The sequence below is a fragment of the Brevibacterium sp. CT2-23B genome (assembly GCF_013168765.1).
Classification (GTDB): Bacteria; Actinomycetota; Actinomycetes; order Actinomycetales; family Brevibacteriaceae; genus Brevibacterium; species Brevibacterium sediminis.
The window spans coordinates 308,159-327,634 of the sequence record NZ_JABBYK010000002.1 but is presented as its reverse complement, the minus strand read 5'-3'; the positions used below and the strand labels follow the sequence as shown (position 1 = coordinate 327,634).

General features: G+C 66.4%; 18 protein-coding genes. 5 read left to right on the top strand and 13 right to left on the bottom strand.

What is annotated here, in order from left to right; genetic code table 11:
• Positions 1–98 precede the first annotated feature (98 nt).
• On the top strand, positions 99–1,280 hold the full coding sequence (locus HIM68_RS06590) for a glycosyltransferase family 1 protein (RefSeq protein ID WP_172170798.1): 1,182 nt from the start codon (positions 99–101) through the stop codon (positions 1,278–1,280).
• Between the two features lie 114 nt (positions 1,281–1,394).
• Here the strand turns inward: HIM68_RS06590 and HIM68_RS06585 are convergent, their stop codons facing one another.
• The 10 genes from HIM68_RS06585 to HIM68_RS06540 form a co-directional block, all read right to left on the bottom strand.
• On the bottom strand, positions 1,395–1,964 hold the full coding sequence (locus HIM68_RS06585) for a cysteine hydrolase family protein (RefSeq protein WP_244882205.1): 570 nt from the start codon (positions 1,962–1,964) through the stop codon (positions 1,395–1,397).
• A 270-nt stretch (positions 1,965–2,234) separates the two neighbouring features.
• Positions 2,235–3,185: a hypothetical protein gene (locus HIM68_RS06580; RefSeq protein ID WP_172170796.1), complete on the bottom strand. Its 951-nt coding sequence runs from the start codon at positions 3,183–3,185 to the stop codon at positions 2,235–2,237.
• A 108-nt stretch (positions 3,186–3,293) separates the two neighbouring features.
• Entirely contained in the window at positions 3,294–3,992 is a 699-nt protein-coding gene (locus HIM68_RS06575) for an energy-coupling factor transporter transmembrane protein EcfT (protein ID WP_216656968.1), read from the bottom strand.
• The gene (locus tag HIM68_RS06570) at positions 3,989–4,699 is read right to left on the bottom strand and encodes an energy-coupling factor ABC transporter ATP-binding protein (RefSeq protein ID WP_216657007.1); all 711 of its coding nucleotides are present in this window, start codon (positions 4,697–4,699) and stop codon (positions 3,989–3,991) included. Before HIM68_RS06570 ends, HIM68_RS06575 begins: the two co-directional genes overlap by 4 nt.
• Before the next feature lie 14 nt (positions 4,700–4,713).
• Entirely contained in the window at positions 4,714–5,370 is a 657-nt protein-coding gene (locus HIM68_RS06565) for a biotin transporter BioY (RefSeq protein ID WP_172170794.1), read from the bottom strand.
• Positions 5,371–5,550: 180 nt separating this feature from the next.
• Positions 5,551–7,134 carry a glutamine-hydrolyzing GMP synthase gene (gene guaA, locus HIM68_RS06560; RefSeq protein ID WP_139908708.1) on the bottom strand — a complete coding sequence of 528 codons (1,584 nt, stop codon included), beginning with the start codon at positions 7,132–7,134 and terminating at the stop codon, positions 5,551–5,553.
• 170 nt (positions 7,135–7,304) lie between these two features.
• A complete protein-coding gene (locus tag HIM68_RS06555; RefSeq protein WP_172170792.1) occupies positions 7,305–7,742 on the bottom strand; it encodes a DUF3817 domain-containing protein in 438 nt (145 codons plus the stop codon).
• 2 nt (positions 7,743–7,744) lie between these two features.
• Complete coding sequence (locus tag HIM68_RS06550; protein WP_367647460.1) at positions 7,745–8,671, bottom strand: SURF1 family protein; 927 nt, start codon at positions 8,669–8,671, stop codon at positions 7,745–7,747.
• Between the two features lie 55 nt (positions 8,672–8,726).
• Positions 8,727–9,860: a GuaB3 family IMP dehydrogenase-related protein gene (locus HIM68_RS06545; protein ID WP_139468415.1), complete on the bottom strand. Its 1,134-nt coding sequence runs from the start codon at positions 9,858–9,860 to the stop codon at positions 8,727–8,729.
• A 135-nt stretch (positions 9,861–9,995) separates the two neighbouring features.
• Positions 9,996–10,901, bottom strand: coding sequence for a LysR family transcriptional regulator (locus tag HIM68_RS06540; RefSeq protein WP_172170790.1), 906 nt, complete (start codon positions 10,899–10,901; stop codon positions 9,996–9,998).
• 190 nt (positions 10,902–11,091) lie between these two features.
• On the opposite strand from HIM68_RS06540, the gene HIM68_RS06535 reads away from it, so the two are divergent.
• Entirely contained in the window at positions 11,092–11,817 is a 726-nt protein-coding gene (locus HIM68_RS06535) for a LysE family translocator (RefSeq protein ID WP_367647459.1), read from the top strand.
• Between the two features lie 91 nt (positions 11,818–11,908).
• Here HIM68_RS06535 and HIM68_RS06530 read toward each other — a convergent pair whose 3' ends face one another.
• The 3 genes from HIM68_RS06530 to panB form a co-directional block, all read right to left on the bottom strand.
• Positions 11,909–13,261 (bottom strand): mechanosensitive ion channel, encoded by a 1,353-nt coding sequence (locus HIM68_RS06530; RefSeq protein ID WP_367647480.1) that lies wholly within the window; start codon positions 13,259–13,261, stop codon positions 11,909–11,911.
• Positions 13,262–13,520: 259 nt separating this feature from the next.
• The gene (panC, locus tag HIM68_RS06525) at positions 13,521–14,432 is read right to left on the bottom strand and encodes a pantoate--beta-alanine ligase (protein ID WP_172170786.1); all 912 of its coding nucleotides are present in this window, start codon (positions 14,430–14,432) and stop codon (positions 13,521–13,523) included.
• Positions 14,432–15,400: a 3-methyl-2-oxobutanoate hydroxymethyltransferase gene (gene panB / locus HIM68_RS06520; protein ID WP_216656967.1), complete on the bottom strand. Its 969-nt coding sequence runs from the start codon at positions 15,398–15,400 to the stop codon at positions 14,432–14,434. Before panB ends, panC begins: the two co-directional genes overlap by 1 nt.
• A 316-nt stretch (positions 15,401–15,716) precedes the next feature.
• Between panB and nadA the strand changes: the two genes are divergently transcribed.
• From nadA to nadC, 3 genes are read left to right on the top strand one after another with little or no spacing between them, the layout of a single operon-like run.
• Positions 15,717–17,000: a quinolinate synthase NadA gene (gene nadA / locus HIM68_RS06515; RefSeq protein WP_172170784.1), complete on the top strand. Its 1,284-nt coding sequence runs from the start codon at positions 15,717–15,719 to the stop codon at positions 16,998–17,000.
• Positions 17,000–18,631: an L-aspartate oxidase gene (gene nadB, locus HIM68_RS06510; protein ID WP_172170782.1), complete on the top strand. Its 1,632-nt coding sequence runs from the start codon at positions 17,000–17,002 to the stop codon at positions 18,629–18,631. The genes nadA and nadB overlap by 1 nt, the downstream gene beginning before the upstream one ends.
• On the top strand, positions 18,625–19,476 hold the full coding sequence (gene nadC, locus HIM68_RS06505; RefSeq protein ID WP_172170780.1) for a carboxylating nicotinate-nucleotide diphosphorylase: 852 nt from the start codon (positions 18,625–18,627) through the stop codon (positions 19,474–19,476). Before nadB ends, nadC begins: the two co-directional genes overlap by 7 nt.

Here is a 19,476-nt window from a genome sequence, read left to right as displayed (position 1 = left end):
GGTCACCGCAGAGAGTGCGGACCGATTTCGGCCAGATGTCGCCGACCTGTCGCCTTCGGGTCATGCGTTCGTCACTCGGCGGGCCTTAGCTGGAAGTCGTGAGAGTAGCGATCATTGCAGAATCCTTCCTCCCCAATATGAATGGGGTCACCCACTCACTCCTGCGGGTCCTCGACCATCTGGCCGACCGCGGCGACGAAGTCCTCGTCATCGCTCCGGGCACACGCAGGGACGGTCCGAAGGAGGTCGCCGGTGCCCGCATCGTCCGCGTTCCCTCGATCGCCTTGCCGAAGTATCGGCGCATCCGTGTCGCTCCCGGCGGCGTCACCCGCATCCGCCGGCTGCTGCAGCGGTTCGCCCCGGACGTCGTCCATCTGGCCAGCCCGTTCGTCCTCGGTTGGCGCGGGGTCCTCGCCGCCCAGGCACTCAATCTGCCGACCGTGGCGATCTACCAGACCGAGGTTCCCGCCTATGCCGCCCGGTACGGAATGCACGGCATCGAGGCCATGCTGTGGAACCACGTCCGCAATATCCACCAGCATTCCTCTCTGACGCTGGCCCCATCGTCGTACACGATCGATCAGCTGCAAGGGCTCGGGGTCGCCGAGGTGGCACTGTGGGCCCGTGGGGTCGATTCCTCCCGTTTCGACCCGGGTCACCGGTCCGAGGCCTGGCGTCGAAGCGTTGCCCCGAATGGTGAGAAGATCATCGGCTTCGTCGGCAGGTTGGCCGCGGAGAAGCAGGTCGAAGACCTTGCTGCGCTCACCAATCTGCCCGGGGCGAAGGTCGTCATCGTCGGTGACGGTCCCTGGCGGACGCGTCTGCAGCGGCTGCTGCCGGAGGCTCATTTCACCGGGTTCCTCGGCGGGGATGCCCTGGCCCAGGCGGTGGCGAGCTTCGACCTCATGGTCGCCCCGGGTGAGCTCGAGACGTTCTGCCAGACGATTCAGGAGGCCATGGCCTCCGAGGTGCCGGTCATCGCTCCCGCCCGAGGCGGCCCACTCGACCTCGTCGATTCCTCGCGCACCGGGTGGCTCTACACCCCGAAGGATCTCGCTGCCATGCGAGCGCATGCGGCGGACCTCCTCGGCGACGAGGCGAAACGGCGGGCCTTCGGGGTCGCCGGTCGTGAGCAGGTGCAGGCCAGGAGTTGGAAGAGCGTGTGCTCACAGCTCGTCGGCCACTATTCGCGGGCGATCGAGAATCCAGCCCCGCAGGTGCTCGGCCGCGGATTCAGCTCGATGGTCAACTCCGGACTGGAGAATCCACTGCCCTACTGAGGCGATCGCGCAGGTCAGCTTCCGGCCCTTTCGCCGACCGCTCAAGTTCCGTATACGGTGAGCGCTGGGCGCCGAGGTGAGCGGTCGGCGCGCGCGAGCCTTCAGCTGCCGAGCTCAGGCGAGGCCGGCCGTCCAGTCGGCGACGGTGACCACTGTCGCCTGCTTGGGGAACACCTTCTCGGTGAGCACCGCGTGGACCTCGGGGTCGCGGTCGGCGCAGGCGTCGGAGAGCACAGTGAGCTCGAAGTCGAGATCGGCGGCCTGGCGCACCGTCGAGAGCACGACACCGCTCGTGGCGACTCCGGCGAGCACGAGAGACGATGCCCCGTAGCCGCGCAGCAGCACCTCGAGATCGCTGCCGGTGAAGGCGCTGATGCGACGCTTGGTCACGATCGGCTCGCCCTGATGCCGGTCAAGGGTGTCGTGGATGCTCGTCGAGGCATGGGTCTCGTCAAGGTCGCCGTGGGCGGCGATCTGCGCGAACGATGCCGTTGCCGACAGTTCCGGATGCCCCTCGCGCAGCGCCACTCGCACCCAAACGACTGGGATGTCGTGGCTGCGGGCTGCGGCGACGGCGTCACGTGCGCGTTCGAGCACACCGGTCGAGGCGAAGGCGTCGTCACCTGCGATGCCGTTCTGGAAGTCCATGGCCAACAGGACTGTGTTCTCGGTGCCGGTCATCATGTCTCCTTCGGTTCGTGCGGGGCTGATTCCCTCTTCCGCCGAGGTTACTCCTGACTCCAGTTGGTCCGCTGAGTCGAGGCTCAATGCCGACTGAGACCGGAGCGACGGCTAGCAGTGGAATGCCGTTGTCCGCCGAAGGCGGCATCGATATGATGAAGAGGAAGCAACGTCAGGCCCCGGGCTACCGGATAATCCCGGCCCCTGGGAAGACGGCCCCCTGGTTTTTGCGGAAGCACCCAGGGGGTGCTTCATATTCACGGACCTATCGTTTCAACCGCCTGCCTTCCGTCGAGCTGCTTCGCCCAAGGCGCGGATCTGGCGCAGAAGATCATGGCCCACCGACTGGCCGGGAGCAAACAACGCGCCGTTGTCGACCGCATAACGCGCTGGTATCCTGGATGATGAAGCAACGTCATGCCCCGGGCTACCGGATAATCCCGGCCTTTGGGAAGACGGCCCCCTGGCGAATGCGGAAGCACCCAGGGGGTGCTTCATATTCAAGAGCTTTCCGTCGACAGCATTGATGACCGTCAACTTGCCTTCCTGCAGAACCGGCTCGATGAATCTGACATCATCGCGCGCGAAGTCACGTTGCATCGCCCATGAGATCGCGTCTGCTGACCACAACAACGGTTCGAACGCCATTCCGCCGTGAGTGAAGGCGACACCAGGGTGAATCGCGCCCGTCCTCCGCAAACTATCGACCACCCGCTCATCTGCACGGTTGAGTCTCTGATCCCTATTGTTGTCAGCGACGATCCCCCGAACAGCCCCCTCTCCGGTACCGCTCGTGAGGTTACGGACGAGCCGGTCGAGACACAGCGCCCTGGCCCTCGCAATGTCGCCCTGAGAACTGCCCGCCAACGGCATCTTCACAGCAATGACATTCCACACCGATTCCTCGGTGATCGTCTCGACCATCTCGACGATGTCACCGCGGTCGAAGTCGCTTCCGCGGAACTTCTTGTTCGTATGCCAGTAGGTTCCGTCGGCCACTTCCACCAATCGCTCGCGAATGGAATCCAAGCGCGCATGAGAGAAGATGACCGCGGCCATCTGATATAACGAGACCTCCGCCGGACCCAACCGCGTTCGAGAGAAGGTGCCCTCCGCCGCGCCTGTCGGCTGCCTCATCGACTCGTCGATGAACGCGATCGGGTTCGGGGCAGCGGCGAGGTAGAACCTCTCCAGTGCAGGTGACCGCAGGTTTGGGCTCGACATATCTCCGCTCTCATCCGGCAACGCTGCTCTCTTCGAGCAGCATTGCTCTCATCCGATGATGTGCCGAACACTCTATGGGGCGGTCCTGACACGACCGACGGGGGCGGTTCAGTCGACGATGCCGCGAGCGTCGAGGGCCCGACCGGTGTCCTGCGCGTATTTCACCGACCGCAGGATCGCCGGCACCACTCGGGCCCTGATGCTCGAGTCCAGTCCCCTGGCCCGGGCTGCGCGTTCGGCTTCGCCGAGCAGACCGGAGATATGGGAGATCGCCCTGACCATGAGGCTCGCTGTCAGTGCGATCGCCTCGGTGTTCGCGCCGAAGAACCGCAAGGGCGAGACCAGCACCGTGAACGTGTCGAGCAGCTGCGCCACCGACGTCGTCAGGGTTAGGATCAGGGCCGCCTGCACACAGGCGAACACGGTCCCGCCGACAGCCAGCCCCGACTCCATGGACCCGAAGAAGTACTGCAGCCCCATGACGATCGCCACGAGCACCGCCACATAGATCCATGTGCGCAGGAAGTGCTTCACCCGCAGCCGGGCGGTGAAGCCGAGGACCACGAGGACAGCGAACATCGACCAGTTGATCGCCGCATCACGGAAGATGAGCGCAACGATGCCGATCACGGCGATCACCGCCAGCTTCACTCCCGTCGGCACTGCATGCAGCCATCCCCGAGGATGCGCCACCTTCCCGAAGAGCTGCGGTCGGGCCTTGATGCCGGCGTGCTTCCGCCACGTCGTTCCGGTGTCACCGGCACCAACGCCGGTATGACCGGCCCCGACAGGATGTTTCCCGCTCATGGCGTATCGCTCATGATGAGATTCCGGTAGGCGGCGACCGCCTCGGCGGGGGCGGCATCGGCCACGATCCGACCGTCGTCGACGACGATCGCGCGCTGGGCGATCTGCGCGAACTCAAGGTCATGGGTGGTGAGGACGATGCGCACCCCGCGCCTGTCCACGAGCTCCTGGAGATGCACGCGCAGCCGCTCCTTGTTGCGCAGGTCGAGCAGGGTCGTCGGCTCGTCGAGGACGAGGATCTGCGGATCCACCGCAAGCACCGCGGCCAGTGCCACGAGCTGACGCTGACCGCCGGAGAGTTCGTAGACGCTGCGTTCAGCCAGGTCGGCGATGCCGAGCTCGTCGAGCACCGCCAGTGCCGCTGCCCGCCGTTCGCGTTTGGGCACGGACTTGCGCAGGGACAGTTCGATGTCCTCGATCGGGGTCGGCATGACCAGCTGCGCGGCCGGATCGGTGAAGACGAAGCCGACCATTGAGCGCACCTTCGCCGCCTGCCGGCGCGGGTCGAAACCGTCGACGAGGACCTCTCCGGCGTTCGCGGTGACCAGCCCGTTGAACAGCTGCAGCAGGGTCGACTTCCCCGAGCCGTTGGCACCGATGACGGCGACGACATCCTCGGTGAGGGTGAGATTGACGTCTTGGAGGATCGGGCGCACGACATCGCCGTCGGGTCCGTCGTCGAGGACTCCGACGCCGACGTCGCTCAACCGGATCTCACGAGTCACTTCGCGCCCTGTGCCTGCCCGGCCGACACCGATTCGACGCTGATGCCGCGACGGCGCAGCACGTCGGGGAATGAACGGTGGATGAGCACCGCCACCGAGGCGGCCAGGATGTTCTTCACAATGTCACCGGGCCAGTAGGCGAGGTCCGCGACCGCAGCCACGCCGAGCGGCAGATCGCCGTTGATCGACATGCCGAGAATGCCCAGCGGGTGGTTGAGCAGGAGGCTGCCGCCGAAGCCGCCGAGGAACAGCACCACGCCGAGCTTCATTCCGCTGAAGCGGCGCACGGCCCAGCGGGCGATGAGCCCGGCGAGGAGAGCGTAGAGCGCGAAGGAGAGGATGTAGCCGGCGCTCGGACCTGCGAGGACGCCGATTCCGCCGCGCATTCCCGAGAAGATCGGGAGTCCGACGAGGCCGAGGACGACATAGAGCAGGGTGGCTGCGAATCCGCGCCAGGGTCCGAGCACCATCCCGCACAGTGCGATCGCGAAGGTCTGCAGAGTGATCGGCACACCGAGGGGACCCACCGGGACAGGAGGCATCATCGCAAAGGCCGCGAGCATCGCCGCGAAGACCGCGACGAGGGCGATATCGCTGCCGGCCGAGCGAGGACGGGTGATTCCCGCCGAGGTGGTGCTGTGGGTCGGTGTCATGAGTACTCCATTGGTCGTGATCCTCCCCGACGGGATCGGGGACGCCCGAGGCGGCCTCGAGCACCCTCCCACTGTAACTGAACGGTGTTCAGGAGCGGTATTCGGGGTTGCGGTCGAGGCCGCCTCGAGGAGGGTGTCCGCACGTTCACACGCGCAGTGCCCCTCAACGGTCGCGGAGGATCACTCCCATTCGATCGTGCCCGGAGGCTTCGAGGTGACGTCGAGGACGACGCGGTTGATGTCGTCGACCTCGTTGGTGATGCGGTTGGAGATCACGGAGAGCACATCGTAGGGGATGCGCGTCCAGTCGGCGGTCATCGCGTCCTCGCTCGAGACCGGGCGCAGCACGACGGGGTGGCCGTAGGTGCGGCCGTCGCCCTGGACGCCGACGGAGCGGACATCGGCCAGGAGCACGACCGGGCACTGCCAGATCTCTCCGTCGAGGCCGGCCTTCGTCAGCTCTGCGCGGGCGATCGCATCGGCCTTGCGCAGGATGTTCAGGCGCTCCTCGGTGACCTCGCCGATGATGCGGATGCCCAGTCCGGGGCCGGGGAACGGCTGGCGGGAGACGATGACCTCGGGCACGCCGAGTTCGCGGCCGATGGCGCGGACCTCGTCCTTGAACAGGGCGCGCAGGGGCTCGATGAGCTGGAACTGGATGTCATCGGGCAGGCCGCCGACATTGTGGTGGCTCTTGATGTTCGCGGTGCCCGATCCACCGCCGGATTCGACGACGTCCGGGTAGAGGGTGCCCTGGACGAGGAACGCGATCTCTTCGCCCTCGCCTTCCTGAGCCTCGAGCACGAGGTCGGCGGCAGCAGTCTCGAAGGTGCGGATGAACTCGCGGCCGATGATCTTGCGCTTCTCCTCCGGGTCGGTGACCCCCGCGAGCTGGGACAGGAACTGCTCACGCGCATCGACAGTGACCAGGCGGACGCCGATCGAATCGACGTAGTCCTTCTCGACCTGGACGCGTTCGTCCTGACGCAGCAGCCCATGATCGACGAACACGCAGGTGAGCTGGTCGCCGATGGCCTTGTGGACGAGAGCTGCGGCCACGGAGGAGTCGACTCCGCCGGACAGACCGCAGATGACCTTCTTGTTGCCGACGCGGGCGCGGATGAGTTCGACCTGCTCGTCGATGACGGATTCGTTCGTCCAGTCGGCGGTGAGGCCGGCGACGTTGAACAGGAAGTTCTCGAGGATCTTCTGCCCGTTCTCCGAGTGGAGGACCTCGGGGTGCCACTGCACGCCGGCGAACCTCTTCGCCGCGCATTCGAAGGCCGCGACGGGGGTGTCCGGGGTGGAGGCGAGGACGTCGAAGCCGTCGGGCGCCTCGGCGACGGAGTCCCCGTGGGACATCCAGACCTTGTAGTTCTCAGGGGTCTCGGCGAGCAGCGAGCCGGTCTGGGACACGGAGACCGGGGTCGATCCGTATTCGCGCTTGTCGGTCTTGGCCACGCGCCCGCCGAGTGCGGTCGACATGAGCTGGAAGCCGTAGCAGATGCCCATCGTGGGCACTCCGAGGTCGAACACGGACGTGTCGAAGCTCGGGGCGCCGGCGTCGTTGACGCTCGAGGGTCCGCCGGAGAGCACGATGGCCACGGGGTTCTTCGCGGCGAATTCGGACGCCGGGGCGTCGTGGGCGATGATCTCCGAGTACAGGCCGGCTTCGCGGATGCGGCGCGCGATGAGCTGGGCGTACTGGGCGCCGAAATCGACGACGAGGACGGGGGGCACCTGCGTGCTCTGGGATTGCGTCATGATCCAATTCTAAGCGTCGGCGACCAGACGCCCGAATTCGGGTCGTGCTCCCTTCGCAGGGCGGATGCGCACGTGTCGGCGGGCCGCCTCGGCGAAGGTGGGCCGGGCCGGTTTCGCCGCCGCCGATGACCGCGGGTCGGCGGGCCGCCTCGGCGAAGGTGGGGTCCCTCTTAGGACTTGGGGGCGACGACGACGGCGGCTTCGAGCTCGGCGTCGACCTGACGGTGGATGCGACGCTCGAGGATGAACGACATCACGGGCACGACTCCGGCCAGGGCGAGGATGAGGTAGCGGCCGAGGCTCCAGCGCATCTGCTGGTTGAGCCAGAAGCAGCCGATGAGGTAGACGACGTAGCACCAGCCGTGGCAGATCGCGATGGCTGCGGCGAGGTTGAAGCCGCCGAAGTTCAGGGCCGTCTCGGCGTCCGCGGCGATGAGGTACTTGTAGATCATCTCGACCGTGAGGATGAGCAGCATCGTACCGGTGATGAGCGCCATCACGCGGTAGAACTTCAGCGCATTGCGGGCCGAGGTGAAGCGTTTGACGCTCCACACGTTGTTCTCGTCGAAGTCGGGGCGGGAGTCCAAGGACTCGTGTTCTTCGCTCACGCTCAGTTTCCTCCGGTCGTGCGGGTGTCAGTGTTTCGGGCATCGGCGTTCTTGCTTCGTTTCCTGCCGGGCTTGGCGCCTCCGTGGCGGTGGGCCGGCAGTCCGGTGAGTCCGGACATCACCTCGGGGTCGATGGTCGCGTCGCCCGCGGGTTTGACGACAACATACTCGACGCTCTTCTCCGAATCATGGGAATCCTCGCCGAGGCGGCGCCGTAGGTAATCATCGCGCAGCAGCTGGAACCACATGTAGAGGGCCATGGCCGCGAAGATGATCCATTCGAGAGCGTAGACCGCCGACTGCAGATCGAATCCGCCCTCGTCGCGTGTCGTCGTAGTCGGAACCTGTGCGAGACCGTCGGTGCCCACCGAGGCGGCGGCACCGGTGGCCTTCTCCGGGATGAGGAATCCGGAGTAGGTGAGCAGGTCGGGGAACAGGTTGATGATCTGCGAGGTCGAGACCGTGTGCACCTGCCCCTCGGGCAGATCGTTGCCCTCGACGGGGCCTTCGATGGGTCCGATGCGCGCGGTCAGCTCGACCTGGCCGTCCCGGGCCTCAGACGTCATCGCCGTGTCCTCGTCGGTGGTGAAACCGCGGACGACGGGGATCGCGATCGTCTTCTCGTCGGCGCTCGCGGCCTCGACGCCTTCACCGAGGTGACCGCCGTCCGGGGCGAACATCGTCACGACCCAATACCCGGTATCGCCGTCCTGGACGCGTCCGGGAACGACGATCTGAGCATCGGGGATCCAGTGTCCTGACAGGCTGACCCGCTGGTCGGCGAGGATGCCGGGCATCGGAGCCTGGGCATCCATGACGTCGTTGAAGTCCTTGAGCTCATCGACTCCGGAGGACGCAGCGACGTCGTTCTTGTGCTGGGCCCGGTCGACCTGCCACGCGGAGAGTCCGACGAAGCAGGTGACGAGCACCAGGACGAGGAGCAGGGACCCCAGCCATTTGGGAGTCAGTGCCAGGCGGAACAGTTCAGACCACCGAACCAGTCTGGTAGGGCGAGACGGTGACGTCGACGCGTTGGAATTCCTTGAGGTCGAGGTAGCCCGTGGTGGCCAGTGCCCGACGCAGGGCGCCGGCGAGGTTGAGTTCGCCGATTGCGGTGCGGCCGGGGCCGAAGAGCACCTGCTCGAGGCTGCCGACGGTGCCGAGTTCCACACGGTGTCCGCGTGGCAGATCCGGGTGATGGGCTTCGGCGCCCCAGTGCATTCCGCGGCCGGGTGCTTCGGTCGACCGGGCCAGGGCGGTGCCGAGCATGACGGCATCGGCGCCGACCCCGAAGGCCTTGACGATGTCGCCGCTGGTGCCGAGTCCGCCGTCGGCGATGACATGGACGTAGCGGCCGCCGGATTCGTCCATATAGTCCCGCCGGGCGGCGTGGACGTCGGCGACGGCCGTGGCCATCGGCGCGTGGATGCCCAGAGTCTTGCGGGTCGTGGCTGCCGCTCCCCCGCCGAAGCCGACGAGGACGCCGGCGGCACCGGTGCGCATGAGGTGCAGGGCCGCGGTGTAGGTGGCGGCTCCGCCGACGATGACGGGCACATCGAGTTCGTAGATGAACTGCTTGAGGTTGAGCGGTTCGGTGTGGGTCGAGACGTGCTCGGCCGAGACCGTGGTGCCGCGGATGACGAAGATGTCGACTCCGGCGTCGACGACCGTCTTGTAGAACTCCTGGGTCCGCTGCGGGGTCAGAGCACCGGCGACGGTGACTCCGGCTTCGCGGATCTGCTCGAGGCGAGCGGTGATGAGTTCGGCTTGGATGGGTGCGGAGTAGAGCTCCTGCATCCGGGAGGTCGCCATCTCGGCCGGCAGCTGGGCGATTTCAGCCAGCTGCGGGGTGGGGTCCTCGTACCGTGTCCACAGACCTTCGAGGTCGAGAACGCCGAGTCCGCCGAATCGGCCGAGCGCGATGACGGTCTCCGGGGACATGGCCGAGTCCATGGGGGCGCCGATGAAGGGCAGCTCGAACTGGTAGGCGTCGATCTGCCAGTTCAGGGACACGTCTTCGGGGTCACGGGTGCGCCGAGCGGGGACGATGGCGATGTCGTCGAGCGAATAGGCGCGACGGCCGCGCTTGCCTCTGCCGATTTCGATTTCAGAACTCACCCCAACAGCCTATCCCACCGCCCTTGGCGCAAGGTCTCAGCCCACTATGAGGAACAGCGCATCTCCCCTCCCAGGACTACCCGACGGCGGCCCAGCAACCTGGCGCCAGGTTGCTGGGCCGCCGTCGGGTAGCAATTAGGGGGTGGCGAGGTGAGACTCGACCGCTTTCGACGTGGCTGTGGCGAAGGCGCGGACGTGGGGTAAGTGCGCGTCTTTGTCGCGGATGTGCATGACGACTCGGCGCATCGGGACGGGGTCGGTGAGGTCGACGGCGACGAGGCCGGGCGGCAGCTGCAGAGTCGAGAGCCGTGGGAGGACCGTGATGCCCATGCCTGAGGCGATGAGGGCCAATGCCGCGAAGTCGTCCTCGCAGGCGGCGAAGCTTCTGCGTTCGAATCCGGCCGCGGCGCACGCATGGTCGACGGCCTTGCTCGAGGGTCCGGCCCACATGTCGTAGTCGACCCAGTGCTCGTCCTCGAGGTCGATGAACGGCACGGACTCACGGCCTGCGAATCGGTGCCCCTCGGGGACGACCACCCGATAGTCGTCGTCGAAGAGCGGGATGCGCGTCATCTCCGGCAGATGGTTCTCCCCGTCCTGCGGAGCCTCGGCACGGATCTCGATGAGGCAGTGCCCGCGGCGGTTCTTCGCCGGTTCGTTGAGCTGGATGTCGAAACGCAGATCCGGATGCTCCAGGGCCACAGCATCGATGATGCCCGGCAGCAGGCGCGCATTGAACGAAGTGAACGCCGCGATCCGCAGCCGGGGCCTGCTGACGCTGCGGAAGCCTTCGACCAGATCGTCGAGGCGGCCGACCGCAGTGAAGACCTCCGCCGAATCATCGGCCAGACGCCGGCCGAGCTCGGTGACCTCGATGCCGCGCCCCCACCGCCGGTAGAGCGGCGTCCCGACGGCCTTCTGCAGGGTGGTGATGTGCTGACTGACGGTCGCCGGTGTGTAGTTGAGGTTCTTCGCCGCGTCGACCACGGAACCGGTGGCCGCGACGGCCCGCCACACCCGCAGACGATTGAGATCCCACATACCTCCAAGAGTAGCCGCTGAGCGCCGGATAAATCATTAGGCACTGCCTGATGATCATTCGTGATCAATTGCTTTTCCCGATTGATCGGTTCCGGCAGAATGGTGTTCGTTCCTGATGCCATCGAACGATGCCCCGAGACACCCGTGCACCATCCCCGCTGATCATTCCCATCACCCCCGAAGGAGTGCCGTGACCGGACCCGAGATCCTCACTATCACCGGAGCAGCGGCCGCGCTTGCCGTTACCCCCGGACCGGAGACGATCCTGACGATCCGCCTGTCCTCGCTGCGCCGCAAGGCCGGACTCGTCTATGCGCTCGGCACGGCCACGGGCACCGTGATCTGGATGGTCCTCGCGCTCACCGGCGTCTCCGCACTGCTGACCCTCTATCCGGCTGCCGTGCAGGTGCTCAAGATCGGCGGCGGCCTCTATCTGTGTCTCCTCGGCGTCCTCGCCGGTCGGCAGGCGCTTCGCCTGCGCCGGGAGCTGAAGGCCGCCGAGGCGACCGACCGCCCCACCGCGAACGCCACCCCCACCCCATCGACCGCCCCCGACTCCCCCGACGGGCCCGTGACCGAGATCGCTCACGTCATGGAGTCGACCTCGTGGGGCCACTTGCGCTCGTTCGTGTCGTATCGCCGCGGCATCATCTCGTCGCTGTCCAACCCGAAGGTCGGCCTGTTCTTCCTCGCGATCCTGCCGACCCTCGTCCCTGCTTCCCCGACCGGCATCGACTACACCGTGCTCGTCGCCCTGATCCTCGGCGTGCTTCTGTCGTACCAGCTTGTCCTCGCATGCCTGGCCAGTCTCGCGGCATCGGCGATGGCCCACCGCAGCGCCGACTTCTTCATCGAAGCCGCCTCCACGCTCATCCTGCTCATCATCGGCATCGCCGTCATCGCGATCCCCATCTGAGCCGCGGTTGCCCGGAAAACAAGATAAGGGCGGGGCACCGAGGTCGATCCTCGGTGCCCCGCCCCTTTCGGTTCGGTGGGCAGACCCTCACTCAGCTCTCATTCGCCGAGGAGGCTCCCCCGTTCCCGCTGCCACCTCCGTCAGTGCGCGTTCCGGTCCCCGGTGCGCCGCTGTCCACGGCGTCCGGGTTCGTCTTTTCGGCCGCCTCGGCAAGGTCGACCTTGTCGAGCATCTTCGCGGCCGCCTCACGTCCGCCGAGGCCGAAGGCCAGAGCGGCCGCTGCGGCACCGCCGATGACGACGGCTCCGAAGGCGAGGTTGATGATCGAATCGGCCAGGCCCATGTAGCGCAGGCCCATGGCGATGAACAGGGCGATCGCCGAGTAGCGCAGCACCTTGCTGGCGAGGTTGTTCGTGATGAACTTGCCGATGATCGCGGCGATGAGGAATCCTGCGGCGATGATCGCAGCGCCGAAGAGCACGCTGCCGCCGAGGTCGAGGATCTCGTTGAGGATGTTCGTGATCTCGGGGAATCCGAGCATCCGGGCGGCCATGATCGCGAAGAAGATCATGATCGCCACCTGCACGAGGCGGGTGATCACGTTAGAGGCGCTGGTGCCTTCGGGCACGATCCCGATCTCGTTGATGGCTTTGTCAGTGCCGATGCCCTGGAGGATCTGTTCGAGCAGATTGCCGAGGAACTTGGCGATGACGAAGCCGATGGCCAGCAGGATGCCGGCGGCGATGATGAGCGGGATCGCGTTGAGGAAGATCTGTAGCATCTGCTGGGCAGGCTCCGAGATCGCCTTGATGCCGAGGACCTGCAGCGCCGAGATCGCAACGACGATGATGATGATTCCGAACACCAGGTTGCCGATGAGGTTCGAGATCTTCGCGTTCGCCTCCGCGTTCGGGTTCGGTGCATGACCGGGGTGTCCGCCCTGCGGCGGCATACCCTGCTGCCCCTGCGGCGGCATGCCCTGCTGACCCTGTGCGGCGTACTGCTGAGTGGCGTCGGGATGCGGTTGAGCATTTCCGGCACCCTCGGCCGCTCCGGTGGCTTTGTCGCCGAGCGAGCGGAACTTCGACGTCAGCTTCGTCAGATCCACAGCGTTGAGGGCGGTCTGGACGAGCTGTTTGGCGATCTTCGCGAAGACATAGCCGATGAAGAAGATGAATCCCGCGCCGATGATATTGGGCAGGAATCCGAAGATTCCATCGAGCAGGCCCTGCAGCGGAGTCAGCACCTGATCGAGGTTGAACAGCTGGAGCACGGCGATGAGTCCGAGCAGCCAGATGACGAGACCGGCGATCTGCCCGACCGACTTTCCGATCTGCTGACCATTGCTTCCGTCGCGTTGAAGTGCGGGAACCTTGGTGACGAGTTTGCCGATCGCCCATTTGACGATGGCGGCGAGAATCCAGGTGACAATGAGAATGACGATTGCCAGTCCGACTTTCGTCAGGACCGACTAGATATCCAGATCTTGCATGTCGCTTATCTCCTTCGAACTCAGCGATTCGGCAAGTTTCATTTTCTCTTGCTGATTTTGAGTCTATTCTCAGCGAACACTGAGAACAAGGGGCCAGCGACTGATAGCCGTGAATTGAAACCACAGTTGTCGATGGATCTCGGTCGGTTACATATGCATATGTCGATCGCTCAACAGAATCTTCACAAACTCATCACAATTGCATATCGCGTCAGAATTCCAGCGGCAGATTGTCGATGAGGTGAGTCCCACCGACCGTCGCGGAGACGAGCAGCAGAGCCGGTCCCGTGAAGGCCGGTGGGCACGGCCGCAGGGTCGCGGCCTCGACGAGACTGCAGTAGACGATCTCGAGATCCCCACGTTCAGCAGCCGGCTCCAGCTCGGCGAGCGCGGCCGCCTCGACGGCAGCGGGCAAGCCAGCAGAAACACCACTGGTGCCGGCCCCAGAGCCAGAACCGCCACCGATGCCGGACTCCGCCGCCCCACGGCCTCGCTCGGCCACCTCGGAGGCGGCGGTGAGAGCCCGTGGAATCGCCAGAGCACGGGCACGGTCGTCCGGCGCCAGGTAGGAGTTGCGGCTCGACATGGCCAGCCCGTCGGCGTCCCGGACGACGGGTAGGCCGATGAGTTCGATATCGAAGTTGAGGTCGGCGATCATGCGTTTGACCAGGACGAACTGTTGGATGTCCTTGAGCCCGAATACCGTGACGTCGGGGGCGATGAGGGTGAAGAGCTTCGCCACGACGGTGAGCACGCCGTCGAAGTGCCCGGGCCTGGCCGCGCCTTCGAACACGGCCCCCATGCGCCCGGCGACGACCCGCATTTCGGGTGCGGACGGGTACATCTCGGCCAGCGCCGGGGCGAAGACGAAGTCGACTCCGGCCTCTTCGCACTTCCTCAGATCCTCTTCGATCGGCCTCGGGTACTGGACGAAGTCCTCGTCGGCACCGAATTGAAGCGGATTGACGAAGATCGAGGCCACGACGAGTTCGGACTCTGCGCGTGCACGTGTCATGAGTGCCTGATGCCCGGAGTGCAGGGCGCCCATCGTCGGGACGAGACCGATGCGGCCCGACTGCTCGGCCCGCCACCGGCGCAGTGCCTGGATGCCGCCGACCTCCATCAGTCGAAGCTCCTCTCGGGCTCGGGGAAGACCCCGGACTTCACTTCGTCGACATAGGTGCCGACCGCCTCGGTGAGCACGGAATGCAGGTCTGCGTAGCGCTTGACGAAGCGCGGGGCCTTCCCCGTGCGCAGGCCCGCCATGTCCTGCCATACGAGGACCTGGGCGTCGCAGTCCGCACCGGCGCCGATCCCGACGGTGGGGATCGTCAGTTCGGATGTGACCTGGCCGGCCAGCCCGGAGGGCACCATCTCCATGACCACGGAGAAGGCTCCGGCTTCGGCCACGGCGCGGGCATCGTCGAGCAGGGCGCCGCCTGCGTCGCCGCGGCCCTGGACCTTGTAGCCGCCGAGGTTGTGCTCCGCCTGCGGGGTGAAGCCGATGTGCGCCATGACCGGGATGCCCGCCGTCGTGATCGCCTTGATCCGCGAGGCCATCCGCGCCCCGCCCTCGAGTTTGACCGCGTGGATTCCGGCTTCCTTCATGAACCGCACGGCCGTGGCCACGGCCTGTTCATCGGAGATCTCGTAGCTGCCGAATGGAAGGTCGGCGACGATGAGCGCTCGGCTCGTCGCCGAGGCGACTGCCCGGGCCAGCGGGATGAGTTCGTCGACGGTGACCGGCAGGGTCGTCGCGTGGCCATAGACATTGTTCGCCGCCGAATCGCCGATGAGCAGGGCCTCGACACCGGCCTGCTCGAACAGGGCCGCCGTGTACTGGTCGTAGCTGGTCAGCATCGCCCACCGCCGGCCTTCGGCCTTGGCCTTGATGAGATCGAGGGTCCGAATTCGCCGAGGCGGCGCTGCCGGTGCGGACACCGGACCGCCGTACGGGGCCGGTTGTTCCGCCGAGGCGGCCCCCGCCGTCGCGGCGGGGCCGGCCGGGGCATTGCCACCGGCAGCAGCGTTGCCCGCGATGCCGGTGGCGGAGGGGGAGGTGAACTGGTTCGAGTGTGCCGCTTCGGGCATGAGAATCCTTCAGATATGCGATGTCGTCGGTGCCGGCGCGGGCGGGGCGAGACCGACGCTTCGGTCCGAAGCCTCGGCGACTCTCACGGGGGCGCCCACCGCAGTGCGCATCGACTCGGATTGCGAGCCAGACCACAGCCTATTGCATCCCCCGGCGCAGAGCCATCGCCGGCGAGTTGTACATTGCCCGCCCACAGGATTAAGCTCAAATCTGCGCAAAGAAATAAACGCACAATTGCGCAAAAGATTTCGGGCGGCTCTCACCACGTGCGAGGCACTTCAGGCACGGGTCCCGCCCACCGAGCGAAGGACGATGATGACCACAACAGCTTCGATCGAACTCACACTCAAGGACATCTCTGCCTCGGGAGCGAACGACGAAATGTGCTCGACGGACCTGCTCGATGCCCCGTGGGACGTCGACGAACGTCCCGGCTACGGTCCCGGTTCCTCGATGGCCGACCCGATTCCGGTCGCCGCCCCACGTCAGGGTGATATCCCCGAGGAGTACAAGCAGGCCGCGCCTGAAGAGCTCGATGCCCGCATCCGCGCCGCCAAGGCCACCCTCGGCGATCGTGTCGTCATGCTCGGCCACCACTACCAGCGAGTCGAGGTCGTCGAACACGCCGACTACATCGGCGACTCGTTCATGCTCGCCCGGGCCGCCCAGAACCATCCGGAGGCCGAGGCCATCGTCTTCTGCGGCGTCCACTTCATGGCCGAGACCGCCGACCTGCTGTCGAAGCCGGAGCAGTCGGTCATCCTGCCCAACCTCGCCGCAGGCTGTTCGATGGCCGATATGGCCAGCATCGACCAGGTCGAGGACTGCTGGGAGCAGCTCGCCGAGGTCTTCGGCACCGAAGCCGATGCCGACGATCGCGTCCCGGTCATCCCCGTCACCTACATGAATTCCTCGGCCGCGATCAAGGGCTTCTGCGGCCGCAACGGCGGAATCGTGTGCACCTCGTCGAACGCCGAGGTGGTTCTGGAATGGGCGTTCGAACGCGGGCAGCGGGTCCTGTTCTTCCCCGATCAGCACCTGGGCCGCAACACCGCGGTGAACATGGGCATCGGTCTCGACGAGATGCCGCTGTGGAACCCCGCCAGGCCGCTGGGCAACAACGACGAGCAGACGCTGCGTGAGGCCCGGGTCATCCTGTGGCAGGGATTCTGCTCCGTGCACAAGCGCTTCACCCCGGCCCAGATCGACAAGGCCCGCGCTGAGCACCCGGACGTGCGCGTCATCGTTCACCCCGAATGCCCGCGTGAGACCGTCGAGGCCGCCGATGAGGCCGGATCGACCGCGTACATCACGAAGGCCATCGAACAGGCGACCGAACCGACGACGTTCGCCATCGGCACCGAGATCAACCTGGTCCAGCGGCTGGCCGCCGAACACTCTCAGCACGAGATCTTCTGCCTCGACCCCGTCATCTGCCCGTGCTCGACGATGTACCGCATCCACCCCGGCTATATCGCCTGGGTCCTCGAATCGCTCATCGACGGACAGGTCGTCAATCAGATCTCCGTCGACGCCGAGGTGGCCGACCCTGCCCGTGTGTCCCTGGAGCGGATGCTCGCCGCGAAGCCGCGGATCTGATGAGCAGCGTCATCGTCGCAGGCTCCGGGATCGCGGGGCTGACCGCGGCACTGCGCCTGTCCGGCCGTCACACGGTCACGCTCGTGACGAAGGGCCGCCTCGGCGAGTCGAACACCGAGTGGGCGCAGGGCGGCATCGCCGGTGTCATCGGTCCCGACGACACGGTCGACTCCCATATCGCCGATACGCTCGCGGCCGGCGCCGGACACTGTGATCCGGAGGCCGTGCGCTCCCTGTGCGAAGCAGGTGGGGGCGCGGTTGTCTCCCTCGCCGAGGCGGGGGTGGACTTCGACACCGATCCGACCGGAGCCTGGGCCAGGGGTATAGAAGGGGCGCATTCCTATCCGCGCATCTTCCATTCCGGAGGTGATGCGACAGGTCGGGCGATCAGCACCGCCCTGGCGCAGAAGCTGCGCACCGAAGTCGCCGCAGGGCGAATCACCCTCCTCGAGGACACGATGCTCGTCGACATCCTCACCACCGACGCCCACGAGCGCCGACAGGGTCGAGCCACCGGAGTCGCCACAGCCACCGGAGTCACCGTGCTCCGCGAAGGCCGCGTCGCGGCCCTGGCTGCTGATGCGATCGTGCTGGCCACCGGCGGTGTCGGGCAGCTCTTCGCACACACGACGAACCCGGCAGCTGCCACCGGAGACGGTTTGGCCGCTGCCATTCGCTCCGGTGCTAAGGTCTCCGATCTCGAGTTCTTCCAGTTCCACCCCACCGCCCTTCCAGGTCCCGGTTTCCTCATCTCCGAGGCCGTCCGCGGGGCCGGTGCTCTCATCCTCGACGAGCACGGCCACCGGTTCATGACTGACATCGATGATCGCGCCGAGCTCGCTTCTCGTGATGTCGTCGCACTCGCCCTGCACCGTCGCCAGGCGGTACAGGACGGTCGTCCGTGCTTCCTCGATGCGCGGGCCGTCCCGGATGTGCAGGCGACGTTCCCGAGCATCACTGCCGGTCTGGCCGCTCACGGTCTCGATCTGTCCCGGGACCTCATCCCCGTCACTCCCGCCGCCCACTACTTCATGGGCGGGGTGACCACGGATCGCGATGGTCGCACGAGCATCCACGGAGTCTTCGCGGTCGGCGAGGTCGCGTGCACCGGAGTGCACGGAGCCAATCGGTTGGCCTCGAACTCTCTGCTCGAGGGCGCGGTCTTCGCCGCCCGCGCCGCCGCGGCGATCGACGCACTGCCGGTCAACAGAGACCATGAACTCCCACTCCCCCAGTCCCGTTCACTCCACCAGACGGCACTGACACGAACCGAGCTGCAGGACCTGACCTGGGCTCATCTGGGCGTGGAGCGCACCGCCACGGGCCTGCGGACCCTGCTCGACCGCCTCGGTGACGGTGCCCGCAACGCCGGGGCCCGCAACGCCGGCACCTCCGCCAACCGTGCCCACAATGCCGATGATCGCCCCACCACCCCGGCTGCGGCCCTCGCCGACGCACTCGAGACCGCGAATCTCGCCCTCATCGCCGAACATATGGCTCGGCATGCCCTGGCCCGCGAGCACAGCCTCGGCGCGCATACCCGCACGGATACGACACTCACGCCGTCGACGACCGCGCCGTCCACCGCCACTTCGCCCACCGCTCTGCTTCAGGAGGCCACCGCATGCTGACCGCTTCAACCATCGATTCCGCACTGCGTGCTGCCCTCGACGAAGACGCTCCCTGGGGAGATATCACCGGCGAGGCCTTCATCCCCGCCGCCGCCTCGGCGAGGGCCGAGCTGCGTGCCCGCGAAGACGGGGTGCTCGCCGGAATCGAGGTCTTCGCCCGTGCCTTCGCACTCGTCGACCAGAGCGTCACGGTCGACCTCGCTGCCGCCGACGGAGACGCTTTCACCGCAGGTCAGGTGCTTGCCACGGTCACCGGTCCCGCTCGGGCGGTGCTGCAGGCCGAACGGATCGCGTTGAACTTCTGCCAGCGCATGAGCGGAATCGCCACCCAGACCCGCGCCTATGTCGATGCCGCCGCCGGGCGGGCGCGCATCGTCGACACCCGCAAGACGACTCCGGGGCTGCGCGCGTTCGAGAAGCACTCCGTCGTCTGCGGCGGCGGACACAACCACCGTTTCGGCCTCTCCGACGCGGTCATGGCCAAGGACAATCACCTCGCCTTGCTCACCGGTGCCGGACTCAGCGTCGCCGAGGCGATCCGCACCGCCCGCGCCCGTCTGCCGCATACGACGATGATCGAGGTCGAAGTCGACCGGCTCGACCAGGTGCCCGCAGTGCTCGACGGCGGCGCCGATATCATCATGCTCGACAACTTCACCCCGGCTCAGCTGCGCGAAGGCGTCGAACTCGTGGGCGGCCGCGCCGTAGTCGAAGCCAGCGGCAACGTCACCCTGGAGACGATCCCGGAGATCGCCGCCACCGGCGTCGACGTCATCTCCTCGGGCGCGCTGACCCACAGTGTCCGCGCGATTGACCTCGGTCTCGACCTTTCCCTCGAGGCCTGA